Raw genomic sequence first — 19,338 nt, 5'->3', positions numbered from 1 at the left:
GGCTCTTTTCAAAGAAAAGAGCTGACAATCTTGATTTCAAGCACAAAACAGTTTGATCCTCGTTAAAATCGGCTTTAAGATTTTAACAACTACAATCTTTACGAAAAAAACCTATATTATTAAATGTTTATCTATATTAACTAGTTACTAACGATTGTTACTATTATCGAAAAAAAACGCTCAGATGTAAAGGGAATGATATTATTTTACTGTATTTTGCGAAAAAAGTGTCGAAATACAGTGAATTCAATAAAAAAAATAGCTTTCTTCTTATAACAAGAGAGCACTCATTTACGAGTGCCCTCGGGTACTATTAATAATTCATCAATGTCATGATGTCGTAGCCGTCGAGTTTCTTACGTCCTTCAAGGTAAGATAATTCAATCAGGAAAGCGATTCCTGCAACTACACCGCCAAGCTGTTCAACTAATTGGATTGTTGCTTCGATGGTTCCACCTGTTGCTAATAGGTCATCAGTTATCAATACACGTTGTCCAGGCTGAATTGCGTCCTTATGAATGGTTAAAACATCACTTCCATATTCTAAACCATAGCTTACTTTAACTGTTTCACGAGGAAGCTTTCCTTCCTTACGAACTGGAGCAAAGCCAATGCCTAAAGAATAGGCAACTGGGCAGCCAATGATAAAACCTCTTGCCTCAGGACCAACAATTAAATCAATTTGTTTATCTTTTGCATAAGCAACAATTTGATCTGTTGCATACTTATAGGCTTCTCCATTGTTCATTAATGGAGTAATATCCTTGAATGAAATTCCTGGTTTTGGGTAATCCGGTACGATTGCAATAAATTGCTCTAAGTCCATTACGTAATGCCTCCTCGGGTAGTAACTGATTCTTCTATAACCTGGTCAAACCAGCTCTTCAATTGTTGAAAGGATGAAAATAATAAATCTCTTTCAAGTGCAAACTGAGCCTGTTTGGTTTGGTAGGTAACGGAATCAGTAAGGTCACGCTTTTGTGATTGTTGATTCAAAGTAATAAATCCATTGTTTATTGTAACAAAATCTAGTTCAGAAAACACTTTTGACATAAACGTTATCGTTTCCGTTGACCAGCCGCGGTGCTTAGCGATTTCATCCCCATAACGACCCAAATCTATCGGACCTTTTTTTAACAAAAATGCATAAAACCATTTAAAGTGATCCCTTGTAGGAATCGTACTAAAGAAATCGCTATTTTCTTTATCGAAAAACGCATAAATTCGAGCAGGACGTTTCCCATTGAATAAATGATGCAGCAGGTCCTTTGACGGCGGCAGGTCAACGAGTACCACATTGGCCTGATGAGAATCGAATGCCTTAGCATCTGCTTCATTTTCAATGAGTATAACCTCACTCGTAACAGCAGGGTCCATTTTTTCAATCTGGTCTCTGTTAAAAATAATATATTTACGCTTTTCATTAGGTATTGTAGTAACCATTGAGTGGATCCGTTTTACCCCGCGATGATCAAATAATTGCCACGATTCAACCGAAACATCTTGGATAAAAATTTGTGGTTTACGGTTATTATTCCACTCATTGACGGCTAATTCACCAATTAATGAAATTTTTGAGGCTGGTGAAATATGGTCAAATAACGGTCCGAGTCCAAATCCAATTCCATCTAAATTTGTACCATTTCGATTAACCATAACCTTCAAGTGATTTTGTTCTGACCCAATCTTTCTCATTGTCGATATTTCCACATTACTGATTAACACCTTAGGCTTAGGATTGTCCATTCCAAAAGGAGCAAGGAGATTTAATTCATCGAGCGAAGATAAATTAATTTCTTCCACCTGAATTTCATGGTCCAGCGTGGTAATTGGGATAAAATCATCCTCTGTTAACTGCTCATTTGCTAGATTATTTAATCTTTGACGCAGGTCAGAAACATCAGCTAGCTTTAATGTCATTCCAGCTGCCATAGGATGGCCGCCAAAATGGGGTAGAATATCCCGGCATTCCGAAAGATTTTTAAACAAATCAAAACCAGCTATACTTCGTGCAGAGCCTTTTGCTAATCCCTTTTCTTTGTCAAAGCTAAGAACGATTGTCGGCCGGTAAAACTTTTCTACTAATCTTGAAGCTACGATGCCAATCACACCTGCATTCCAGCCTTCTTTTCCGATGACGAGTACTGAATTTGAATCTATAGGATAATTTCTTTCAACCTCTTCAATGGCTTCAAGTGTTATGGAGTTCACAATAGACTGTCTTGTCTTGTTTAATTCATCCATTTCTTGTGCTAGAGCCTCTGCTTCGTATGAATCATCGGTAAGCAAAAGCTCGACAGCCATATCTGCACTTTCCAATCTTCCGACTGCATTGATTCTTGGTGCCAGTGAAAAACCTATTGTTTCCTCGTTAATGCTTTGTAGGTCTACACCCGCTACTTTTAAAATTGCTTTTAGACCTTTATTCTTGGTGACTTTAAGTTTTTCCAAACCTTTTTTTGCAATGAGGCGATTTTCATCTTTTAACGAAACTAAATCGGCAATGGTACCAATAACGGCAATTTCTAACAAGTGCTCTGGAACTTCTCCGTACAATGCATGGGCTAATTTAAAGGCCACCCCTACCCCTGCGAGTTCACGAAATGGGTAAATACTATCAGGCAATTTAGGATGAATAATTGCCAGTGCTTCAGGTAATACGGGACCCGGCTCATGATGATCGGTAATGATTAAATCGAGACCGAGTTCTTTTGCAATTGCTGCTTCGTTTATGGCGGATATGCCTGTATCTACAGTAATTATTAACTTGACTCCATTTTCAGCTGCTCGGCGAAAGGCCGGTTCGTTCGGACCGTATCCTTCAGTAAAACGATTAGGAATATAAAATTGGACATTCGCACCTAAATCCCGAAGAGTAAGCATTAATACCGTTGTACTGCTTACACCATCCGCATCATAATCCCCAAATATTAATATTGGTTCTTGCTTTTCAATAGCTTCCCGAATTCTTTCTACAGCGATATCCATACCTTTTAACAAAAAGGGATCATGAAATTGCTCTTTTCCAAATAAAAAATACCGTGCAGAATCAACGGTATCTAATCCGCGGTTGATAAGCAGCGACGCAACAAGTGGCGTAATTTTCAATTCGTTTTCGAGAGTTTTTACTAGTTGTTGATCAGATTTACGAACAACCCATCTAGTTTTCGACTTTAACATGCGTTCACCCCTCAGACCTTACTATTATACAGGAGCAAGTTTCTTTGTTCAATGAATAAAAAAGAAAACCGCACTAGGCGGTTTTCCTTAACTTATACTTGTGGTTCATCAGAGTATTTTTTCTTTTCCTTAACCGTTTTAATCGTACCCTTCTTTTTCAATTCCTTCGCTTTGAGAACTACCCAAAGATTAGTAGCGATAAAGATGGATGAGTATACGCCGGTTACTAAACCAACTAACAAAGCAATGTTGAAATTGCGGATTGATTCACTGCCAAAAACAATCATTGCTACGACGGTTATAAGTACAGTTAAAACAGTATTAACAGAACGAGTTAATGTTTGACGAACACTTACATTGACAACATCAGCAATATCTTCAAACGTTTTGAGTCGTTTCTTCTTTTGTAGGTTTTCACGCATTCTGTCGAAGGTCACAATCGTATCATTAATAGAGTAACCGATTATGGTAAGAACAGCTGCTATAAAGGTTAAATCGACTTCTAACCGCGTTATACTGAAAAAAGCAACCATGAAGAAGGCATCATGAAGCAATGAAGCTATCGCCGCAACTGCCATTGCAAATTCAAAACGAAGCGTTACATAGATAATAATCCCAATGGAAGCAATAATGAGGGCAATTACCCCATTTTTCGCCAATTCTTTACCAACCGTTGGAGAAACAGTACTTACACTTGGGTCAGAACCAAATTCATCATGAAACGCTGATTTCAAATCTGCTATTTCATCCTTTGATAGAACCCCTTTCAATCGTGCAGAAGCTACTTCGTTGTTCTCTCCAGAAAGTGTAATATCATCAATTTCAATGTCCTGTTTTTCAAAAGCTGCTTCAACCTGTTCTGCTGTTAAAGACTTATCAGATAATACTTCAATTCGAGTACCACTTGAGAAATCAATAGAGAGATTTAGACGGAATACAAGGATTAAAACTAAACCAAGAGCTAAAAGGGCTCCAGAGATGATGAAGAATAATCTTCTAACCTTAACAAAGTCAAATCGATCCCATCTCGTTGGCAGGTCAAGCGTATCATAATTTTCAGCAATGTCTTTTATGGCAGATTTTTTTACACCAAACCAGCCTGCCTTCTTGTTTAAGAAACCGCTATTTACCCATAAACCTAAAAATAGGCGGGAACCAAACACAGCTGTAATAAAGCTTAACAGGATACTCACCAATAGCATAGTGGCAAACCCTTTAATAGAGCTTGTCCCAAAGTAGAAAAGAACTGCAGCTGTTAGGATTGTCGTTAAGTTTGAGTCAAGTATGGAAGTAAACGCACCCTTACTACCAGCCTGGAAGGCAGATTTAATGGATTTACCAACCTTGATTTCTTCTCTAATTCGTTCGTTGGTGATAATGTTAGCGTCAACGGCCATCCCGACCCCTAAGATAAGAGCCGCAATTCCCGGCAGGGTTAGAACCCCGTTCATCCAATCAAATACTAGTAATACCAGATAGATATAAATGGATAAAGTAACAGTGGCAATAAAGCCCGGAAAACGGTAATAAACAAGCATGAATAAATAGATGAGAGCGATTCCGATAATACCCGCTAAAATGGTTTCGTCTAGTGCCTGTTCACCAAATTTAGCACCAACAGAAGTGGAATAAACTTCAGTCAGCTTAACAGGAAGTGCTCCAGCATTTAAAAGGGAAGCAAGCTCTTGTGCTTCTTCTGCTGTGAAGCTACCTACAATGGAAACTGTATTTTGGTTAAAAATTTCTCTTACAGTAGGTGCAGAAAGAAATTTAGGATCTTCTTTTGCAATTTCCGTTTTGAATGAATCTTTTCCTTCTTCAAAATCCAGCCAAATGACCAGATAATTATTAGGTGTCATTTTCACAATTTCTTCTGTAACGTTTTTGAATTTTTCAGCACTCTTTAATTTAAGTGAAACACTAGGTGCTCCATTTTCATCAAAAGTTTGGCTCGCACCATTCTCCGCTAAATCAGCACCGTCCATCATTACGCGATCATTAGCATCACGGAAAGTAAGGTTTGCTTGCGTAGAAAGAATATCTCGCGCTTCATTTTGATCCGTGACACCCGCAAGCTGGACACGAATCCGATTTTCACCCTCAATTTGAATATTTGGTTCACTTACTCCTAGAACATTTATTCGTCTATCTAGGGCCTCGGCTGTGCTAGCTAAGGTTTCTTTGTCAATTTTTTGACCTTTTTTCGCTGGAGTTACCTCATACAAAACCTCGAAGCCGCCTTGAAGGTCTAGACCTAGTTTAATATTTTTTAAAATGCCAGAAGTGGTGATTCCCATAGTACTTCCTAATAGTATAACTACTAGCAGGAAAGCGATAATTCTACTGCGCTTAACCATTATGTATTGTTCCTCCTTAGGGCTTGAGCCAAAGCACTGCATCGTAAAGCCATATATAAAAAAATCATGCTTTTATTATGAAATAGTTTATAAATGCTGTCAATTTTATATAAAAAAGTAATTTATTTTAGTAATTCTTTCCATTCATTTTCATCTTCTAATTTAAAATCATGGTTCTTATATATCTCAATGGTAGTAAAGCTGATATAATCACTGACCTTTACGGATAAGATATCATCTATGATTTCGTACAGTCTTATATCCTCCTTTGCCTTCTTCCATTTCTTTCTTGTTAAGAAATCCCACAGTCCGATTTCTGATACATCGTGATAACCAAGCAAGCGAAATTCCTCCAACTTGCTGATTAAAGCTGGTTTTACCTCGTTGATAAAATGATTATACGCATGACTCTTCTCCATCAAATAGCCTCCCTAGACCCCTCTTAATTATCTTTAAAATCAAAACACCTTGTCATGCTTTGTCCACCCTTATGCATATAGATTAATTGTATATGAATTCTTCTTTTTTGAGAAGGTGGGAAGTAGGATGTCAAAGTTTTTAAAAGGGACCTTTATCCTATTAATAGCAGGATTAATTACGAGGGTGCTCGGATTTATTAACAGAATTGTCATAGCTAGAAGTATTGGTGAAGAAGGTGTCGGCCTCTATATGATGGCGTATCCCACCTTTATCCTTGTTGTGACGTTAACTCAAATGGGACTGCCTGTCGCCATTTCAAAAAATATTGCCGAGGCTGAAGCAAAAGGAAATCATCAGGAAGTAAAAAAAATTCTAGTCGTATCTTTGGCAATTACCATTTCGTTATCACTGATTTTTACTCCTGCATTAATTTTGTTAGCACCAATTTTATCTACCACTCTCTTTACCGATCCAAGAACGTATTACCCTTTAGTAGCAATAGCACCGGTAGTACCCATTATTGCAGTTTCATCCGTTTTGAGAGGCTATTTTCAGGGCAGACAAAATATGCGCCCCTCAGCCGTATCACAAATTTTAGAGCAGCTGGTGAGGATTACTTTAATTGCCGTCATGACGAAAGCTTTCCTGCCTTATGGTATTGAATATGCTGCCGCTGCAGCCATGGTTGCAGCCATCATTGGCGAAATTGTTTCCTTACTTTACTTAATGACTACCTTTAAATTAAAAAAACGCTTTAAGGTGAGAAAAAACTTCTTCAAATCTGTTCATTCTGGAAAAAAAACGTTCAAAGAATTAATGGAAATTGCGTTACCTACTATGGGCAGCAGAATGATAGGATCTGTATCTTGGTTTTTCGAACCAATCGTTGTCGCTCATAGTTTAGCCCTTGCTGGTGTTGCAGCCATTGCAGCCACAAAGCAATACGGCTCATTAACAGGCTTCGCCATGCCGTTATTACTGCTGCCTTCGTTCATCACATATTCTTTAGCGACGTCTCTTGTGCCAGCCATTAGTGAAGCGAATTCAAAAAATAACCATAAATTGATTGAACACCGTCTGCAGCAAGCATTAAGATTTGCCTTTTTAACAGGTGGCTTATCTGTTATTGTCCTATATGTTCTGGCAGACCCACTAATGGAGCTCATGTATGGCTCAACAAAAGGTTCCTACTTTATTCGTCTCATGGCTCCGTTCTTCTTGTTTTATTATTATCAAGGACCGCTCCAGGCTGTTTTGCAGGCGCTAAATTTAGCTAGAGCGGCTATGATCAACAGTTTAATAGGGGCGGTTGTAAAAACAGCTGTAATATTTTTACTAGCTTCCCAGCCTTCATTTGGAATTACAGGTGTTGCATTAGGAATTATCGTTGGTTTTGTACTCGTAACCGTACTCCATTTCGCTACGGTATTAAAGAAAATATCGTTCAGTTTTTATATACGCGATTACGTGAAAGGAGCTATCGTTATGGCCGTCTCTGCTTATCTAGGCTATTGGCTTTTTGAGCACATTCTTTTAGGGGAGCATTTAGTTGTCAGGGTTTTGTCCGCAGCAAGCGGTATGTCCCTTGCCTACATTATTCTGCTCATCATCGGCGGGTTAATTAAAAAAGATGATTTGAAGAGAATCCCAATTATACGTAATTTGATACCGGTTTGACAGCAAAGAAGACACGTATTGCTTGCAGTGCGTGTCTTCCTACTCTTCATCCAAAATGTCGACAAAAAACTTACCATTTTCATAACTGCAAAATGAAATCTGCCTGATATCACGGTATCCTAATTTTTTTAATTCCTGACGAAGCCAAAAATTGGTTTTATTGATTCGCTGGAGATTTTCTTCCTCAACGGCTCCATCAATAATTAACGGAATCGTAATATCTCCTTCCTTAGGTTCACCATTAGGATTATTCATTTTTTCAATGACAGAAAGGCTCCCCGAAGACTCCAAAATGGCAAACTCAACATCTGCTATACTGCGGATATCCTTTTCCCGTAATTGTGTGAGTAAGTCATCAAAATTGTATCGTTGCTTCCTCATTGCGTCTTCGTCAATTTTTCCTCTGTTTATGATAATCGTTGGTTTACCATCAATAAGGTCACGGAATCGTTTACTTTTTAAAGAAATTTTTGCCATCAGGATTTGAATAATCATTAATAATATCATTGCAGCAGAAGTTAACGTGACGGATTGTTTAGGATTATCAATAGCAACAATGGCTAACTCACCAATCATTATAAAAACAACTAAATCGAGAATGCTTAACTCTCCTATTTCCCGTTTTCCCATTAAGCGAAAAATGATGAGGATCAGTACGTAAAAAAATATTGTTCGGAGAATAATTGTTATGAATTGTTCCACCGCTGCCGCCCCTTTTGTTTTACACTCTTTGATATTGTTCGCTTTTTCCGCTTAATCATTTAAGGAATAATCTTCCATAAATTTTAAAAAGTTTTTATTCTACTTTTAAAATGCGATGAATATGCTTGTACTAGGTAAGAAACTGATTGTCTAAGGTTTGGGAAGGGGGAGATTAAAATCGAATCAAAAAGCTTTGGTACAGCTATATTGTACGGGTTAATTTTTATCTTCTTATTTGCAATTGTCAGCAGCTTGATTTTTTCATTGATTCTTAGATTTACCTCAGTCCAAGAAAACTCACTTCAATACATTGTTACTGCAGTTTCCTTTATTGGGCTGTTTGGCGGAGGATTTCTGTCTGGAGGAAAGCGTAAGCACAAAGGCTGGCTGATTGGAGGAGTAACTGGTTTAATTTATAGCCTGATTGTCTTTTTATCACAATTCTTAGGCTATGACCGCCTATTCGACGTGGAACAAGTCATTTACCATGTATGTTATACGTTAATTGCTATGATGGGAGGAATCCTTGGTGTAAATATAGCAACAAGCAACTCGAGAACAGCATAAAAAAGGAAGCCAGATTTAATGGCTTCCTTTTTTCTTACTTGTCTAAAGAAACTTCTGCAGTTGTTGAAGTCTTTGCAGATTCTGTTACTTCACGAATCGCGTTTCGGTCATATGTTAGACGGCTGCCGTCTCCACATTTAATCACGGCCTTGTTTTCATCGATTGAATCGATAAATCCATGTAAACCGCCGATCGTGACAATTTTATCACCTTTCTTTAATTCGTTTTGCATTTGTTGAACCGCTTTAGTACGTTTTTGCTGCGGACGAATTAATAGGAAATAAAATAATACAAACATTAATATTAATGGAATGATTGAACCTAATCCTTGCATCTGTTTCCCTCCTTTCCAATATGCATCTATTAGAAATTTTTCGCGTTTGGTTTGTTAAAACCATAACGTTCAAAAAACTCTTCTCGGAAATCACCAAGTCTATCCTCACGGATAGCTTGTCTGACCTTCTCCATCAATTTTAACAGAAAATAGAGATTATGGTAACTAGTTAATCTAATTCCAAAAGTTTCATCACATTTAATTAAGTGACGAATGTATGCCCTGCTATAGTTTCGGCATGTGTAGCAATCACAATCTGGATCAAGCGGACCGAAATCCTTCGCAAATTGAGCATTTTTCACAACAAGACGACCAGTGCTGGTCATCAATGTACCATTCCTAGCAATTCGAGTTGGCAACACGCAGTCAAACATATCAATACCACGAATTGCGCCATCAATCAAGGAATCCGGTGATCCCACACCCATCAAGTAACGTGGTTTGTTTGTCGGTAATAACGGTGTAGTAAATTCAAGGACACGATTCATTACGTCCTTTGGTTCACCGACAGAAAGTCCGCCAACTGCGTATCCAGGGAAATCGAGTGAAACTAAATCTTTCGCACTCTGCTTCCTGAGCTCCTCGTACTCTCCACCTTGTACAATACCGAAGAGTCCTTGGTCATTCGGTCTTTGATGAGCATTCAAACAGCGCTCCGCCCAACGAGACGTTCTCTCTACTGATTTTTGCATGTATTCATATGTAGCTGGGTAAGGCGGACATTCATCAAATGCCATCATAATATCGGAACCAAGGTCGTTTTGAATTTCCATTGCTTTTTCAGGCGATAAAAATAACTTTTCACCGCTCATATGATTACGGAAATGAACGCCTTCTTCTTCAATTTTACGAAATTCACTCAAGCTAAATACCTGGAATCCGCCTGAATCCGTTAAAATCGCACGGTCCCAGTTCATAAACTTATGAAGACCGCCTGCTTCCCTGATAATTTCATTTCCAGGACGAAGCCATAAGTGATAGGTATTACTTAAAATAATCCCTGCACCCATTTCTTTCAGGTCCTCAGGTGACATCGTTTTTACCGTAGCAAGTGTTCCTACCGGCATAAATGCCGGTGTGTCAAAGGAACCATGCGGTGTATGTACTCTTCCTAAACGTGCACCTGTCTGCTTACATGTTTTAATAAATTCATATCGAATCGCAGTCAAATTATCTTTCTCCTTCCTTAAGGTTAATCAAAATGATTAACCTGTTACCTAGATAATGAGCATTGCATCGCCAAAGCTGAAGAAACGATAACGCTCGTTTACAGCCGTATTATAGGCGTGCAAAATATTTTCTCTTCCAGCTAACGCACTAACAAGCATGATCAAAGTGGATTTTGGTAAGTGGAAATTCGTAATCATGCCATCTATTGCCTTAAACTGGTACCCCGGATAAATGAAAATGTTGGTCCAGCCGCTACTTTCAACAAAAGTACCATTGTTATCTGAAGCAATGGTTTCGAGTGTGCGGGTTGATGTCGTTCCGACAGTTATAATTCTTCCGCCATTTTGACGTACATCATTAAGCAGCATTGCTGTCCCTTCAGTAATCATATAAAACTCTGAGTGCATATCATGCTCCAGTACATCATCAACACTTACAGGTCTAAATGTGCCAAGCCCGACATGAAGGGTAATAAACGCAACATGGATACCTTTTTCCTTTACTTCGCTGAGCAGCTCTTCGGTAAAATGGAGCCCTGCCGTTGGGGCTGCTGCTGATCCCGGTTCCCGGGCATATACCGTTTGGTATCGGTCTCGGTCATCAAGCTGTTCTTTTATATATGGCGGTAACGGCATTTCTCCTAAACGATCCAGCATTTCATAAAAAATACCCTCATATTTGAATTCTAATTCTCTTCCGCCATGTTCAGAAGTACCTGTACATACAGCTGTCAGTAATCCATCACCAAAATTTATTACTGCTCCTTCTTTGATACGCTTAGCAGGTTTAACAAGCGTTTCCCATTTGTCACCTTCTAGCTGCTTTAGGAGTAGAACTTCAATTTTGGCACCGGTATCTGTTTTTACACCAAAAAGGCGTGCAGGAAGTACCTTAGTATCGTTTAAGACTAGGCAATCCCCCTCACGCAAATATTCACTAATATTTTTAAAAATATCATGCTTTAATTCGCCTGTTTCCTTATTCACTACCATTACCCTGCTATCCGTCCGATTTTGAAGCGGAACCTGTGCAATCAGCTCTTCAGGCAAATGAAAATCAAATAAATCTACCTTCATAAATAACATCCCTACTTATCAAAAATTACTGTTTTGGTGGCTCCATGCCAAAATGGCGATAGACCAAATCTGTTACCATTCTTCCTCTTGGAGTACGTTGTAGAAAGCCAATTTGCAGTAAATATGGTTCATATACGTCCTCAATTGTTTCAGACTCTTCCCCAATGGATGCCGCGATTGTATCAAGCCCGACAGGTCCACCACGGAATCTTTCAATAATCCCTTTTAGCAGCTTGTGATCGATATGATCAAGACCAAGTTTATCTACCTGTAAAAGTTCTAAAGATTCTCTAGCTAACGCTAAATCAATTTCTCCATTGCCTTTCACTTGAGCAAAATCTCTCACCCTTCGAAGTAACCGGTTGGCGATCCTTGGGGTTCCACGGGCTCTCCTTGCAATCTCAGCAGCTGACTGCTCATCAATTTTAGTTTCAAATAAATCAGCTGTTCTTAGTACAATATTTTTCAACTGGTCTTCCTTATAATACTCGAGACGGCTCAAAACTCCAAATCTGTCGCGCAGTGGAGCTGACAAAGAGCCTGCCCTTGTTGTAGCACCAACAAGCGTAAACGGCGGAAGGTCCAGTCGAACTGAACGAGCACTTGGTCCTTTGCCAATAACAATATCCAGACAAAAGTCCTCCATAGCCGGATAAAGAACCTCTTCAATTTGCCTTGGCAGTCGGTGGATTTCATCAATAAACAACACGTCACCTGGTTCAAGTGCGGTAAGAATAGCCGCTAAGTCACCCGGTCTTTCAATTGCGGGACCAGAGGTCGTACGGATGTTTACACCCATTTCATTGGCAATGATCACCGCTAGCGTCGTCTTTCCTAAACCAGGAGGTCCATAGAGAAGAACATGGTCCAATGTTTCCTTCCGGAGTCTTGCCGCCTCAATGAATATCTCAAGACTCTTTTTCACTTGATCTTGACCAATATATTGTCTTAAGTTCTGAGGCCTGAGACTTTGCTCTAAAGAGAGTTCGTTCTGGTTTGCTTCACTAGAAATAATTCTCTCATCCATGAATAATCACCTTATTTTAAAAGCCGCTGCAGGGCTTTTTTAATATATTGGTCGGTTGTCAGCTGTTCTTTTCTTAACTCAGGTGAAATCTTTTTCACTTCTTTATCGGAATAACCAAGAGCTTTCAAGGCTAGTACTGCCTCTTCAAACGCATGATTGGTCGATTGTGCTGGAGTTGGAAATGTATCTGCGTTAAATAAATTTGGAAAATAATCCGGAACAATATCCTGTAATTTTCCTTTTAAGTCAAGAATCATTTGTCTTGCGGTTTTTTTGCCGACCCCAGGGAACTTGACTAGGAAGCTTTCATCTTCACTTTCAATCGCTGAAACGACCTGCTGCACTTCACCAGACGCCAAAATGGCTAATGCACCTTTTGGACCGATCCCTGATACATTAAGCAATTTTGTAAACAGCTTTTTTTCTTCTCTTGTTTCAAATCCATATAAAGCCATTAAGTCTTCACGCACGTAATGATATGTATAGACAGTAACATTATTATTCATTTTACTGGAATAAATAAATGGATTCGGTGTTGAAATTTGATAGCCGATCCCATTATTCTCAATCACAATATATTCAGGACCGACAAAATCCACGGTTCCTTTTACAAATTCGTACAATCGCTTTCTCTCCCTCAGCTTTCATGTACTCCATTCTATCATAAAAAAATAAAAGATTTGAAAAAGATAGCTGTGAAGAGAAAGAATAAAAATATTCTGTAAAAACTGTGATTTGCTTCGTTATTTAATATGAGAGTACGGTTGCGCCATAGATTACTCTAATTTCCTCCAATGGACCCCCACTTGACCGAAACATTCATTTTTTTCTTTTTCGGTCACATGGGACCTCTCCACTTGACCGAAACATTCACTTTTTTCTTTTTCGGTCACATGGGACCTCTCCACTTGACCGAAACATTCACTTTTTTCTTTTTCGGTCACATAGGACCTCTCCACTTGACCGAAACATTCACTTTTTTCTTTTTCGGTCACATGGGACCTCTCCACTTGACTGAAACATTCACTTTTTTCTTTTTCGGTCACATGGGACTTCTCCACTTGACCGAAACATTCACTTTTTTCTTTTTCGGTCACATGGGACCCTCCGTTGGCTACGATAGATTCCCAGGTTTATTCTACGAGCTGGTTTTTGACAGCGAAAAGAGCAGCTTGCGTTCGGTCTGCTAATTCAAGCTTCGACAAGAGGTTTGAAACATGCGTTTTCACCGTTTTTTCTGTAATGAATAGTGAGGAAGCTATTTCTTTATTACTTTTACCTCTGGCAATTTCCCTCAAGACATCTAATTCTCTTTTTGTTAGCTGTTCGATTAAATTTTTTTCATTACTTTCTTTATTCGATAGGTTAGCAAGCAGATGAGAGGTGGCTTTTGGATGAAGCTGATTTTCGCCATTCATGATTTTATTAATACAATTAATTAATTCATCCGGCTCGATGTCTTTCAATTGGTAGCCTGAGGCACCAGCTTCTAAAGCTGGAATCACATGGTCTTGATCAGAAAAACTTGTCAACATCATGATTTTGATTTCCGGCAGTTCATTTTTTATTATTTGGGTTGCCTGTATTCCGTCCATTTCTGGCATTACAAGATCCATTAAAATAAGGTCAGGTTTCAATGTTCGTGCTAGATCGACCGCCTCTCTGCCATTTCCCGCTTCGCCAATAATCTCTATATCTTTTTGTGTTTTCAGAAAAAAAGCCAGTCCCCTTCTTACGACATGATGATCATCTGCGATTAATATACGAATCCCCATTGTTTCTCCCCCCTAGATTGGTATTTTTATTTGTATTTCTGTTCCTTTTCCTAGTTCACTGTCTATATAGAACGTCCCGTTTAAAGCCTCTGTTCGTGCCTTCATGTTTTTTAAGCCGAACGACGGCAGTTCAAGCCCCCCATCATAAAAAAAACCGCAGCCCCTATCTTGAATGGTCATTGTTACGGAATCACCACTTCGATACAAAGATAATGACACATGAGTGGTTTGGGAATGCTTCTTACAATTGCCAAGCGCCTCCTGTCCGATTCTCCATAGTGCTTCCTCCACTTTTTCAGGAAAGCTTGAGATTCCAGTTAATTTTGCTTCAATGGTTAAACCCAGCATTTCCGCATAGCTGCTTAATGCACTCACTATTCCGTTTTCAAGTCCCTGTGGTTTTAGCTGCCAAATTAGTGCTCTCATTTCACCAAGTGCATCCTGGGCGAGATCCTGGATATAGGAGAAGGTTTCCTTTACTTCTTCGTTGTCTGTCATTTCTCTGCCGGCTCTAGCAGTCAAGCTTAGCGAGAAAAGTAACTGATTAACAGAATCATGCAGATCCCTGGCAAGCCGATTCCGCTCAGAAATGAGTGCTGTCTCCTGCTCTCTTTGAGTTAATTTTATTCTTTTTAGTGCGGTGCCAATTTGAAAGGCTACAGCCTCGAGTAATGCCAGTTCATCTTTCTGAAAGTGAGTCTTATTCGGTGATCCGACATTTAATAAGCCAAATCGCTCGTTCCCCGCTCTCAATGGGACAGTTGCATGATGTGTCAGACCCCCTGTATCACCTGCTTCTTCAAGAATGACATTCTCTATTCGCTGGCATTCAATAATATTCACCGCCTTGTTCAATTTCCGGTTATTGTACCGGCTTACACACCAGCAATCACCCATACACATTCTTTGGTTTCCGTTCTCTGCCAAGACCTCTGGGAGTGACACTTTGGCTGCCAGCTGATGTGACCCTTTTTCATCAATTAAAAAAATCCAACCGGTTTGAAGTCCCGTCAGGTTTAAAAGTTTTTTTAATACCGCTGCTAAAACGGTCTTCGAATCTGTTCCTTCATTCAATAATTCAGCAATTTCTTTTAAGATACCGATTTCTTCATTTCTGGACATCTATACCTCTCCCAAATTTATATCTATTGTTTAAATCATAGTCTCAGCACAATCTTATAGGCAAGCAGGAAGTAACGAAAAAGCTGACGTATCATTTGTCAGCTTTTCCTCCAATCTGTATGAACTCGATTACCTCATTATCAGGACCCTGATAAAAAACAGTTCCCCAGCCATTTTCAAGCTTATAGGGACCTTCAATTGGAAAAATACCATTTTCATTAAACCGAAAGATAACTTCATTTATGCTATCAACCTGAAAGCATAAGTGAATGGATGAAGGGTTACTAGTTGGCTGCTCTGAACTAGAAATGAGTTCCAGCCGAAATTCCTTTTCTTTTAGAAAGACAATTTTCTCCCCAGCAAAAAGAAAACTGCTTTCTTCTTGAAGACCAATATATTTCTGATAGAATGCAGCGGATGTCTCTAAATCTTTTACTTCAATCCCAAAATGGTGCATGCGCATAGGAATTCCCCTTTATAGAATTAGATTCATATCCCCAAATTCGTGCCACAAGTAACGCTGGGCAATCGCTTCTTCATAGGCATTCCATAACAAATGTTGCGGTACGAATGCAGTAAGCATATCCAAATGGCTCGCCTTCGGTTCATGGAGACCTGTAATGATGCCATCTACCATTTTTATCCTAAAATTTTGATTGATGTAAAGGTTTGTTACACCATTCAAGGCACCAGTAATACCTGCACTTTCTAGTGCTCTTACCACCGTTGTCCCAACTGCAATGACCCTGCCGCCAGACGCTTTTGTTTTCCGAATTTTTTCAATGCTATTTTCGGATAGATGATATTCTTCGTAATTATCAGTTGGCGATGTCTCCAACTCGTCATCCAACAGATAGCTAAGCCCCGTATGAAGCTGAATATAATCCAGTTCGATCCCCTTTCTCTGAAGGTGAAATAGCAGTTCCCAGCTGAAAGCTCTGCCCGCAGAAGGCATTTCGACTGAGCCTGGATGGCTCGCAAATACCGTTTGATAATAATCCAGCCCCCAATTGTTATGAATATATTCATAACGAACCGGTTCTCCGATTGCATAGATACAATTAAACAATTCTGTTCCTTTTTTGGAGAAAAGGATCGTTTTGAGCGGGGAATCTTTTTTTATATCCATTACCATCGCTGATAGATCAGATGAAAATTGTAGAATATCACCCAATTGAGCATCATCTGTTACAATTAGTGCGTCCCAAGTCTCTTCATTGCGTCTTCTTGCAAGTCTGATTTCAACTTGTTTTTTGATACTTTTTGTGTGTCTGTATAAGCCAGCTTTTAAGATTGCAGGCACAGTTCGGCTGTTGTTCATGACAATCAAATCTCCAGGATTGAGATAATCAGCAAGTCGAAAGAAGTTATCATGGCTGACAAAACCTGTTTTTTTATCTAAAACCATCATCCTAACATGGTCTCTTCTAATGCCCCTCCGTTCAGGCGGATGAGAAGCGTTTAACTCAGAAGGTAAATAGAAATCAAATGCAGTTGCTCCCATCATAATCCCTCCCTTGTAAACTCTTGAGCTTCAAACCGTTGTCCTGTTATTCCAGATGACTTATCTGAAGCTAAATATAAAAACACTCCGATGACATCGTCTGGTTTTGCTAATGGATAATCACATTCAGGAACCGCTAATCGGTGCATTTCTGTATCCATTTCTCCCGGATCCACCATATTGACTCGTACGTTCGTTGCGCTTAATTCATCTGCCCAGGTTTCAGTTAGTCCCTCAACAGCAAATTTTGAAATACCGTATGCTCCCCAGCCTGCATAACCAACATGCCCTGCTTCTGACGTTACATTAATGATAGATCCCTGATTGCGCTGCAGCATTCCCGGAATCACTCTTCTTGTTACGAGGAATGGCGAAATCGAATTTACTCGTAAGACTTCAGCAAAGTCTTCTTCAGGGTAATCGAGTAACAGCGGCATTGGACTTGGACCGAGAATCGAAGCATTGTTTATGAGAATATCAATTTGACCAAATGCCTCTTCTGTCAACGCGACAAAACGTTCTACATCTCTAGTCAATGATACGTCTGCTGTGACAGCAAGTACTTCTGCACCTAATGCCTCTGCTTCTGCTTTAACTGCTGACAACCCTTTCGCTGTTCTCGAACAAATCGCTAACCGTGCTCCTTCTTTCGCAAATGCCAGTGTTAACGCTTTTCCTAAGCCTTTAGACGCACCTGTAATCATAACTACTTTTTTCACTTTAATCGCTCCTTTAAGTGTTTAACTTGATGTCTTTAGCTTAAAGGATTTTGGAAATACTTCCCTCCGAAAAAAGCTTGAACTTTATCTACAACTTTAGGATGAGAAAAATAGCTGATGTTGAAGTCATGAAGCCTAAGATTCTTTTTCATACGCCCAAAAGGACCTCATGTATGACTCATGAAGACCAAAATCTTATTGAAAACGGAAAAATGGGCCTCATGAAGCGTTCATGAAGCCCAAAATTCTTTCGGGTAATCAATATTTGTCCTCATAAACCATATTCCGGTCCAATCTCTAACCGTATTATTCTTGCAGCGAATAGTGTTTAAACGTTTCTAGTACTTCTACATAGCGATCTCTTGTCTTAATGGGAATACCTTGTATCAGTTCTTCTTGCTTTTTACTTTCGAGTTTTTTCACATCTATCTGAAAAAAAGATTGAATGATTCGGGATGGATCTGGACGGCCATTATAAATGGTCAGCACACCATCATCTGTAATTCCAAAATAACCATTCGTTTTTAGTAGTGGTGATATGTCATCCACTTGTTTTCTAAACACCATAGTTGATTCATCAATGTCAACTAGCTGCCATTGATCATACTTTGCCCAAAAGTTTTCAATAGACCAGTAAGAATCAAAAACTACTTCCTCACTTATTTCACCATCAAGATAGATTCTTTCCAAAATAATGGTCAATTGCTGAGGTTCCGAATTTTGTTGATCCTGATGGTTTTCCATTTGTTCGGCGAAACCAGTTACTAGTACTCCTGGCATTCCGAAAGACATGAAGAGAACAACCGTAACAAAGGCTAAACCAAGCCGATAATGAGCTACCCAATTGAACCTCATGCATAATCACCTCTTATTATTAGAGATCTAACTCTGCTTCAGTACTAGTTTAGCCTTATTTTCCCTTTTTATCCTTTTAAGTAAAAATGAAAAGAGACAAAGCGATTTTCAGCTTTGTCTCTTTAACATTTTAATGTTTACGGCTATTAGGTTCTAAAGGTTGGGAATCATTGTTTCTGTTACCTTCACGTCCAAGTGCACCATCATCAAGGATGACTTGAACAGATCGGCCGCCAGCTAATGGCCGAACGGCGTCTTGGATAGCTCTTTTAGTTTCTTCAGTATTCTTACTGTTTTCTAATTTAACCGAAACCATAACAGAATTCCCATAAACAACAGAGCGGACTTCACGGACGTTTTCAACGTCTGCCACTCTGCTTTTAATTCTTTCTGTTATACGATCTTGTGATTCCGGTTTTGTGGTGGTACCTGTGTTCCCTAACCTTTGATTCATATGACCATGGTAATTCGCGTCACTAGTGCTGAACTTATTGTCTCTTTGGAAAAAGTTATGGTCATGGTTTGCGAGCGGTTTTGTTGGGTTCGGTGGATTTCCATTTTCATCTCTGTTATTAAATTGCTTCCTGCGTTCTTCATTATTCGTTTGGTTTTCAACACCAAGAGTGTGATCCATTAATTCTGTGAATGGACCATCGTTATCCCCAGGCATACCATTAGAGCCATTTTTATGATTTTCATCGGAATAGTAGCCCACCGGCTGTCCCATACTTTTGTTATTATTGTTTCTAGCAGCACTGTCATCATTAGTACAACCTGACAGCCCAACAGCTAGTAAGGCGGACAGAGGAATCATCCACTGTTTCAAATTCAAGCGAAAAACCCCCTCGCTAGT

Annotated in this window: 20 protein-coding genes; 2 read left to right on the top strand and 18 right to left on the bottom strand. The window is 39.2% G+C overall.

The features are described from left to right. Nucleotides 1-313: 313 nt before the first annotated feature. The 4 genes from ACN6MT_RS12315 to ACN6MT_RS12300 all read right to left on the bottom strand — a co-directional run bounded on the left by ACN6MT_RS12315 (nt 314) and on the right by ACN6MT_RS12300 (nt 5,956). Nucleotides 314-826, bottom strand: a complete 513-nt coding sequence (locus ACN6MT_RS12315; RefSeq protein WP_034672617.1) for an adenine phosphoribosyltransferase — start codon at nt 824-826, stop codon at nt 314-316. Beyond that, nucleotides 826-3,180 carry a single-stranded-DNA-specific exonuclease RecJ gene (gene recJ / locus ACN6MT_RS12310; RefSeq protein WP_419956067.1) on the bottom strand — a complete coding sequence of 785 codons (2,355 nt, stop codon included), beginning with the start codon at nt 3,178-3,180 and terminating at the stop codon, nt 826-828. The genes ACN6MT_RS12315 and recJ overlap by 1 nt, the downstream gene beginning before the upstream one ends. 92 nt (nt 3,181-3,272) lie before the next feature. After that, nucleotides 3,273-5,537, bottom strand: coding sequence for a protein translocase subunit SecDF (gene secDF, locus ACN6MT_RS12305; protein ID WP_419956066.1), 2,265 nt, complete (start codon nt 5,535-5,537; stop codon nt 3,273-3,275). A 122-nt stretch (nt 5,538-5,659) separates the two neighbouring features. Beyond that, nucleotides 5,660-5,956: a post-transcriptional regulator gene (locus tag ACN6MT_RS12300; protein WP_034672623.1), complete on the bottom strand. Its 297-nt coding sequence runs from the start codon at nt 5,954-5,956 to the stop codon at nt 5,660-5,662. Between the two features lie 127 nt (nt 5,957-6,083). On the opposite strand from ACN6MT_RS12300, the gene spoVB reads away from it, so the two are divergent. Further along, nucleotides 6,084-7,634: a stage V sporulation protein B gene (spoVB, locus tag ACN6MT_RS12295; RefSeq protein WP_034672626.1), complete on the top strand. Its 1,551-nt coding sequence runs from the start codon at nt 6,084-6,086 to the stop codon at nt 7,632-7,634. A 39-nt stretch (nt 7,635-7,673) separates the two neighbouring features. Here the strand turns inward: spoVB and ACN6MT_RS12290 are convergent, their stop codons facing one another. After that, entirely contained in the window at nt 7,674-8,336 is a 663-nt protein-coding gene (locus tag ACN6MT_RS12290; protein ID WP_419956065.1) for a YetF domain-containing protein, read from the bottom strand. Between the two features lie 207 nt (nt 8,337-8,543). Here ACN6MT_RS12290 and ACN6MT_RS12285 point away from each other — a divergent pair, with 207 nt between their 5' ends. Continuing rightward, complete coding sequence (locus tag ACN6MT_RS12285) at nt 8,544-8,903, top strand: TIGR04086 family membrane protein (protein ID WP_419956064.1); 360 nt, start codon at nt 8,544-8,546, stop codon at nt 8,901-8,903. Nucleotides 8,904-8,937: 34 nt separating this feature from the next. On the opposite strand, the gene yajC is transcribed toward ACN6MT_RS12285, so the two are convergent. From yajC to ACN6MT_RS12220, 13 genes are all read right to left on the bottom strand, one after another. Next, complete coding sequence (yajC, locus tag ACN6MT_RS12280; RefSeq protein WP_034672633.1) at nt 8,938-9,237, bottom strand: preprotein translocase subunit YajC; 300 nt, start codon at nt 9,235-9,237, stop codon at nt 8,938-8,940. A 29-nt stretch (nt 9,238-9,266) separates the two neighbouring features. After that, the gene (tgt, locus tag ACN6MT_RS12275; protein ID WP_419956063.1) at nt 9,267-10,406 is read right to left on the bottom strand and encodes a tRNA guanosine(34) transglycosylase Tgt; all 1,140 of its coding nucleotides are present in this window, start codon (nt 10,404-10,406) and stop codon (nt 9,267-9,269) included. A 48-nt stretch (nt 10,407-10,454) separates the two neighbouring features. Continuing rightward, on the bottom strand, nt 10,455-11,483 hold the full coding sequence (queA, locus tag ACN6MT_RS12270) for a tRNA preQ1(34) S-adenosylmethionine ribosyltransferase-isomerase QueA (protein ID WP_419956062.1): 1,029 nt from the start codon (nt 11,481-11,483) through the stop codon (nt 10,455-10,457). A gap of 25 nt (nt 11,484-11,508) precedes the next feature. Then, nucleotides 11,509-12,510, bottom strand: coding sequence for a Holliday junction branch migration DNA helicase RuvB (gene ruvB / locus ACN6MT_RS12265; protein WP_402614847.1), 1,002 nt, complete (start codon nt 12,508-12,510; stop codon nt 11,509-11,511). An 11-nt stretch (nt 12,511-12,521) separates the two neighbouring features. After that, nucleotides 12,522-13,133: a Holliday junction branch migration protein RuvA gene (ruvA, locus tag ACN6MT_RS12260; RefSeq protein WP_419956061.1), complete on the bottom strand. Its 612-nt coding sequence runs from the start codon at nt 13,131-13,133 to the stop codon at nt 12,522-12,524. A gap of 153 nt (nt 13,134-13,286) precedes the next feature. Further along, on the bottom strand, nt 13,287-13,607 hold the full coding sequence (locus ACN6MT_RS12255) for a hypothetical protein (RefSeq protein WP_419956060.1): 321 nt from the start codon (nt 13,605-13,607) through the stop codon (nt 13,287-13,289). A gap of 36 nt (nt 13,608-13,643) precedes the next feature. Beyond that, nucleotides 13,644-14,285 carry a response regulator gene (locus ACN6MT_RS12250; protein ID WP_419956059.1) on the bottom strand — a complete coding sequence of 214 codons (642 nt, stop codon included), beginning with the start codon at nt 14,283-14,285 and terminating at the stop codon, nt 13,644-13,646. A 12-nt stretch (nt 14,286-14,297) separates the two neighbouring features. Continuing rightward, nucleotides 14,298-15,407, bottom strand: coding sequence for a GAF domain-containing sensor histidine kinase (locus ACN6MT_RS12245; RefSeq protein WP_419956058.1), 1,110 nt, complete (start codon nt 15,405-15,407; stop codon nt 14,298-14,300). A 91-nt stretch (nt 15,408-15,498) separates the two neighbouring features. Further along, nucleotides 15,499-15,870 carry a VOC family protein gene (locus ACN6MT_RS12240; protein ID WP_419956057.1) on the bottom strand — a complete coding sequence of 124 codons (372 nt, stop codon included), beginning with the start codon at nt 15,868-15,870 and terminating at the stop codon, nt 15,499-15,501. Between the two features lie 12 nt (nt 15,871-15,882). Continuing rightward, nucleotides 15,883-16,914, bottom strand: a complete 1,032-nt coding sequence (locus ACN6MT_RS12235) for an S-adenosylmethionine:tRNA ribosyltransferase-isomerase (protein WP_419956056.1) — start codon at nt 16,912-16,914, stop codon at nt 15,883-15,885. After that, on the bottom strand, nt 16,911-17,636 hold the full coding sequence (locus ACN6MT_RS12230) for an SDR family NAD(P)-dependent oxidoreductase (RefSeq protein WP_419956428.1): 726 nt from the start codon (nt 17,634-17,636) through the stop codon (nt 16,911-16,913). Before ACN6MT_RS12230 ends, ACN6MT_RS12235 begins: the two co-directional genes overlap by 4 nt. Before the next feature lie 300 nt (nt 17,637-17,936). Then, nucleotides 17,937-18,485, bottom strand: coding sequence for a BofC C-terminal domain-containing protein (locus ACN6MT_RS12225; protein WP_419956055.1), 549 nt, complete (start codon nt 18,483-18,485; stop codon nt 17,937-17,939). Nucleotides 18,486-18,615: 130 nt separating this feature from the next. Further along, nucleotides 18,616-19,317 carry a YhcN/YlaJ family sporulation lipoprotein gene (locus ACN6MT_RS12220; protein WP_419956054.1) on the bottom strand — a complete coding sequence of 234 codons (702 nt, stop codon included), beginning with the start codon at nt 19,315-19,317 and terminating at the stop codon, nt 18,616-18,618. Nucleotides 19,318-19,338: the final 21 nt, after the last annotated feature.

It is taken from the genome of Neobacillus niacini, assembly GCF_048572935.1.
Taxonomy (GTDB): Bacteria; Bacillota; Bacilli; order Bacillales; family Cytobacillaceae; genus Neobacillus; species Neobacillus niacini.
The sequence above is the reverse complement of the archived record's forward strand: the minus strand, read 5'-3'. Positions and strand labels throughout refer to the sequence as shown.

Bases quoted from the DNA above. Each gene is read 5' to 3' on its own strand.
- ACN6MT_RS12315 (WP_034672617.1), bottom strand. From the start codon at position 826: ATGGACTTAGAGCAATTTATTGCAATCGTACCGGATTACCCAAAACCA.
- recJ (WP_419956067.1), bottom strand. From the start codon at position 3,180: ATGTTAAAGTCGAAAACTAGATGGGTTGTTCGTAAATCTGATCAACAA.
- secDF (WP_419956066.1), bottom strand. From the start codon at position 5,537: ATGGTTAAGCGCAGTAGAATTATCGCTTTCCTGCTAGTAGTTATACTA.
- ACN6MT_RS12300 (WP_034672623.1), bottom strand. From the start codon at position 5,956: ATGGAGAAGAGTCATGCGTATAATCATTTTATCAACGAGGTAAAACCA.
- spoVB (WP_034672626.1), top strand. From the start codon at position 6,084: ATGTCAAAGTTTTTAAAAGGGACCTTTATCCTATTAATAGCAGGATTA.
- yajC (WP_034672633.1), bottom strand. From the start codon at position 9,237: ATGCAAGGATTAGGTTCAATCATTCCATTAATATTAATGTTTGTATTA.
- queA (WP_419956062.1), bottom strand. From the start codon at position 11,483: ATGAAGGTAGATTTATTTGATTTTCATTTGCCTGAAGAGCTGATTGCA.
- ruvB (WP_402614847.1), bottom strand. From the start codon at position 12,510: ATGGATGAGAGAATTATTTCTAGTGAAGCAAACCAGAACGAACTCTCT.
- ACN6MT_RS12250 (WP_419956059.1), bottom strand. From the start codon at position 14,285: ATGGGGATTCGTATATTAATCGCAGATGATCATCATGTCGTAAGAAGG.
- ACN6MT_RS12245 (WP_419956058.1), bottom strand. From the start codon at position 15,407: ATGTCCAGAAATGAAGAAATCGGTATCTTAAAAGAAATTGCTGAATTA.
- ACN6MT_RS12240 (WP_419956057.1), bottom strand. From the start codon at position 15,870: ATGCGCATGCACCATTTTGGGATTGAAGTAAAAGATTTAGAGACATCC.
- ACN6MT_RS12235 (WP_419956056.1), bottom strand. From the start codon at position 16,914: ATGATGGGAGCAACTGCATTTGATTTCTATTTACCTTCTGAGTTAAAC.
- ACN6MT_RS12225 (WP_419956055.1), bottom strand. From the start codon at position 18,485: ATGAGGTTCAATTGGGTAGCTCATTATCGGCTTGGTTTAGCCTTTGTT.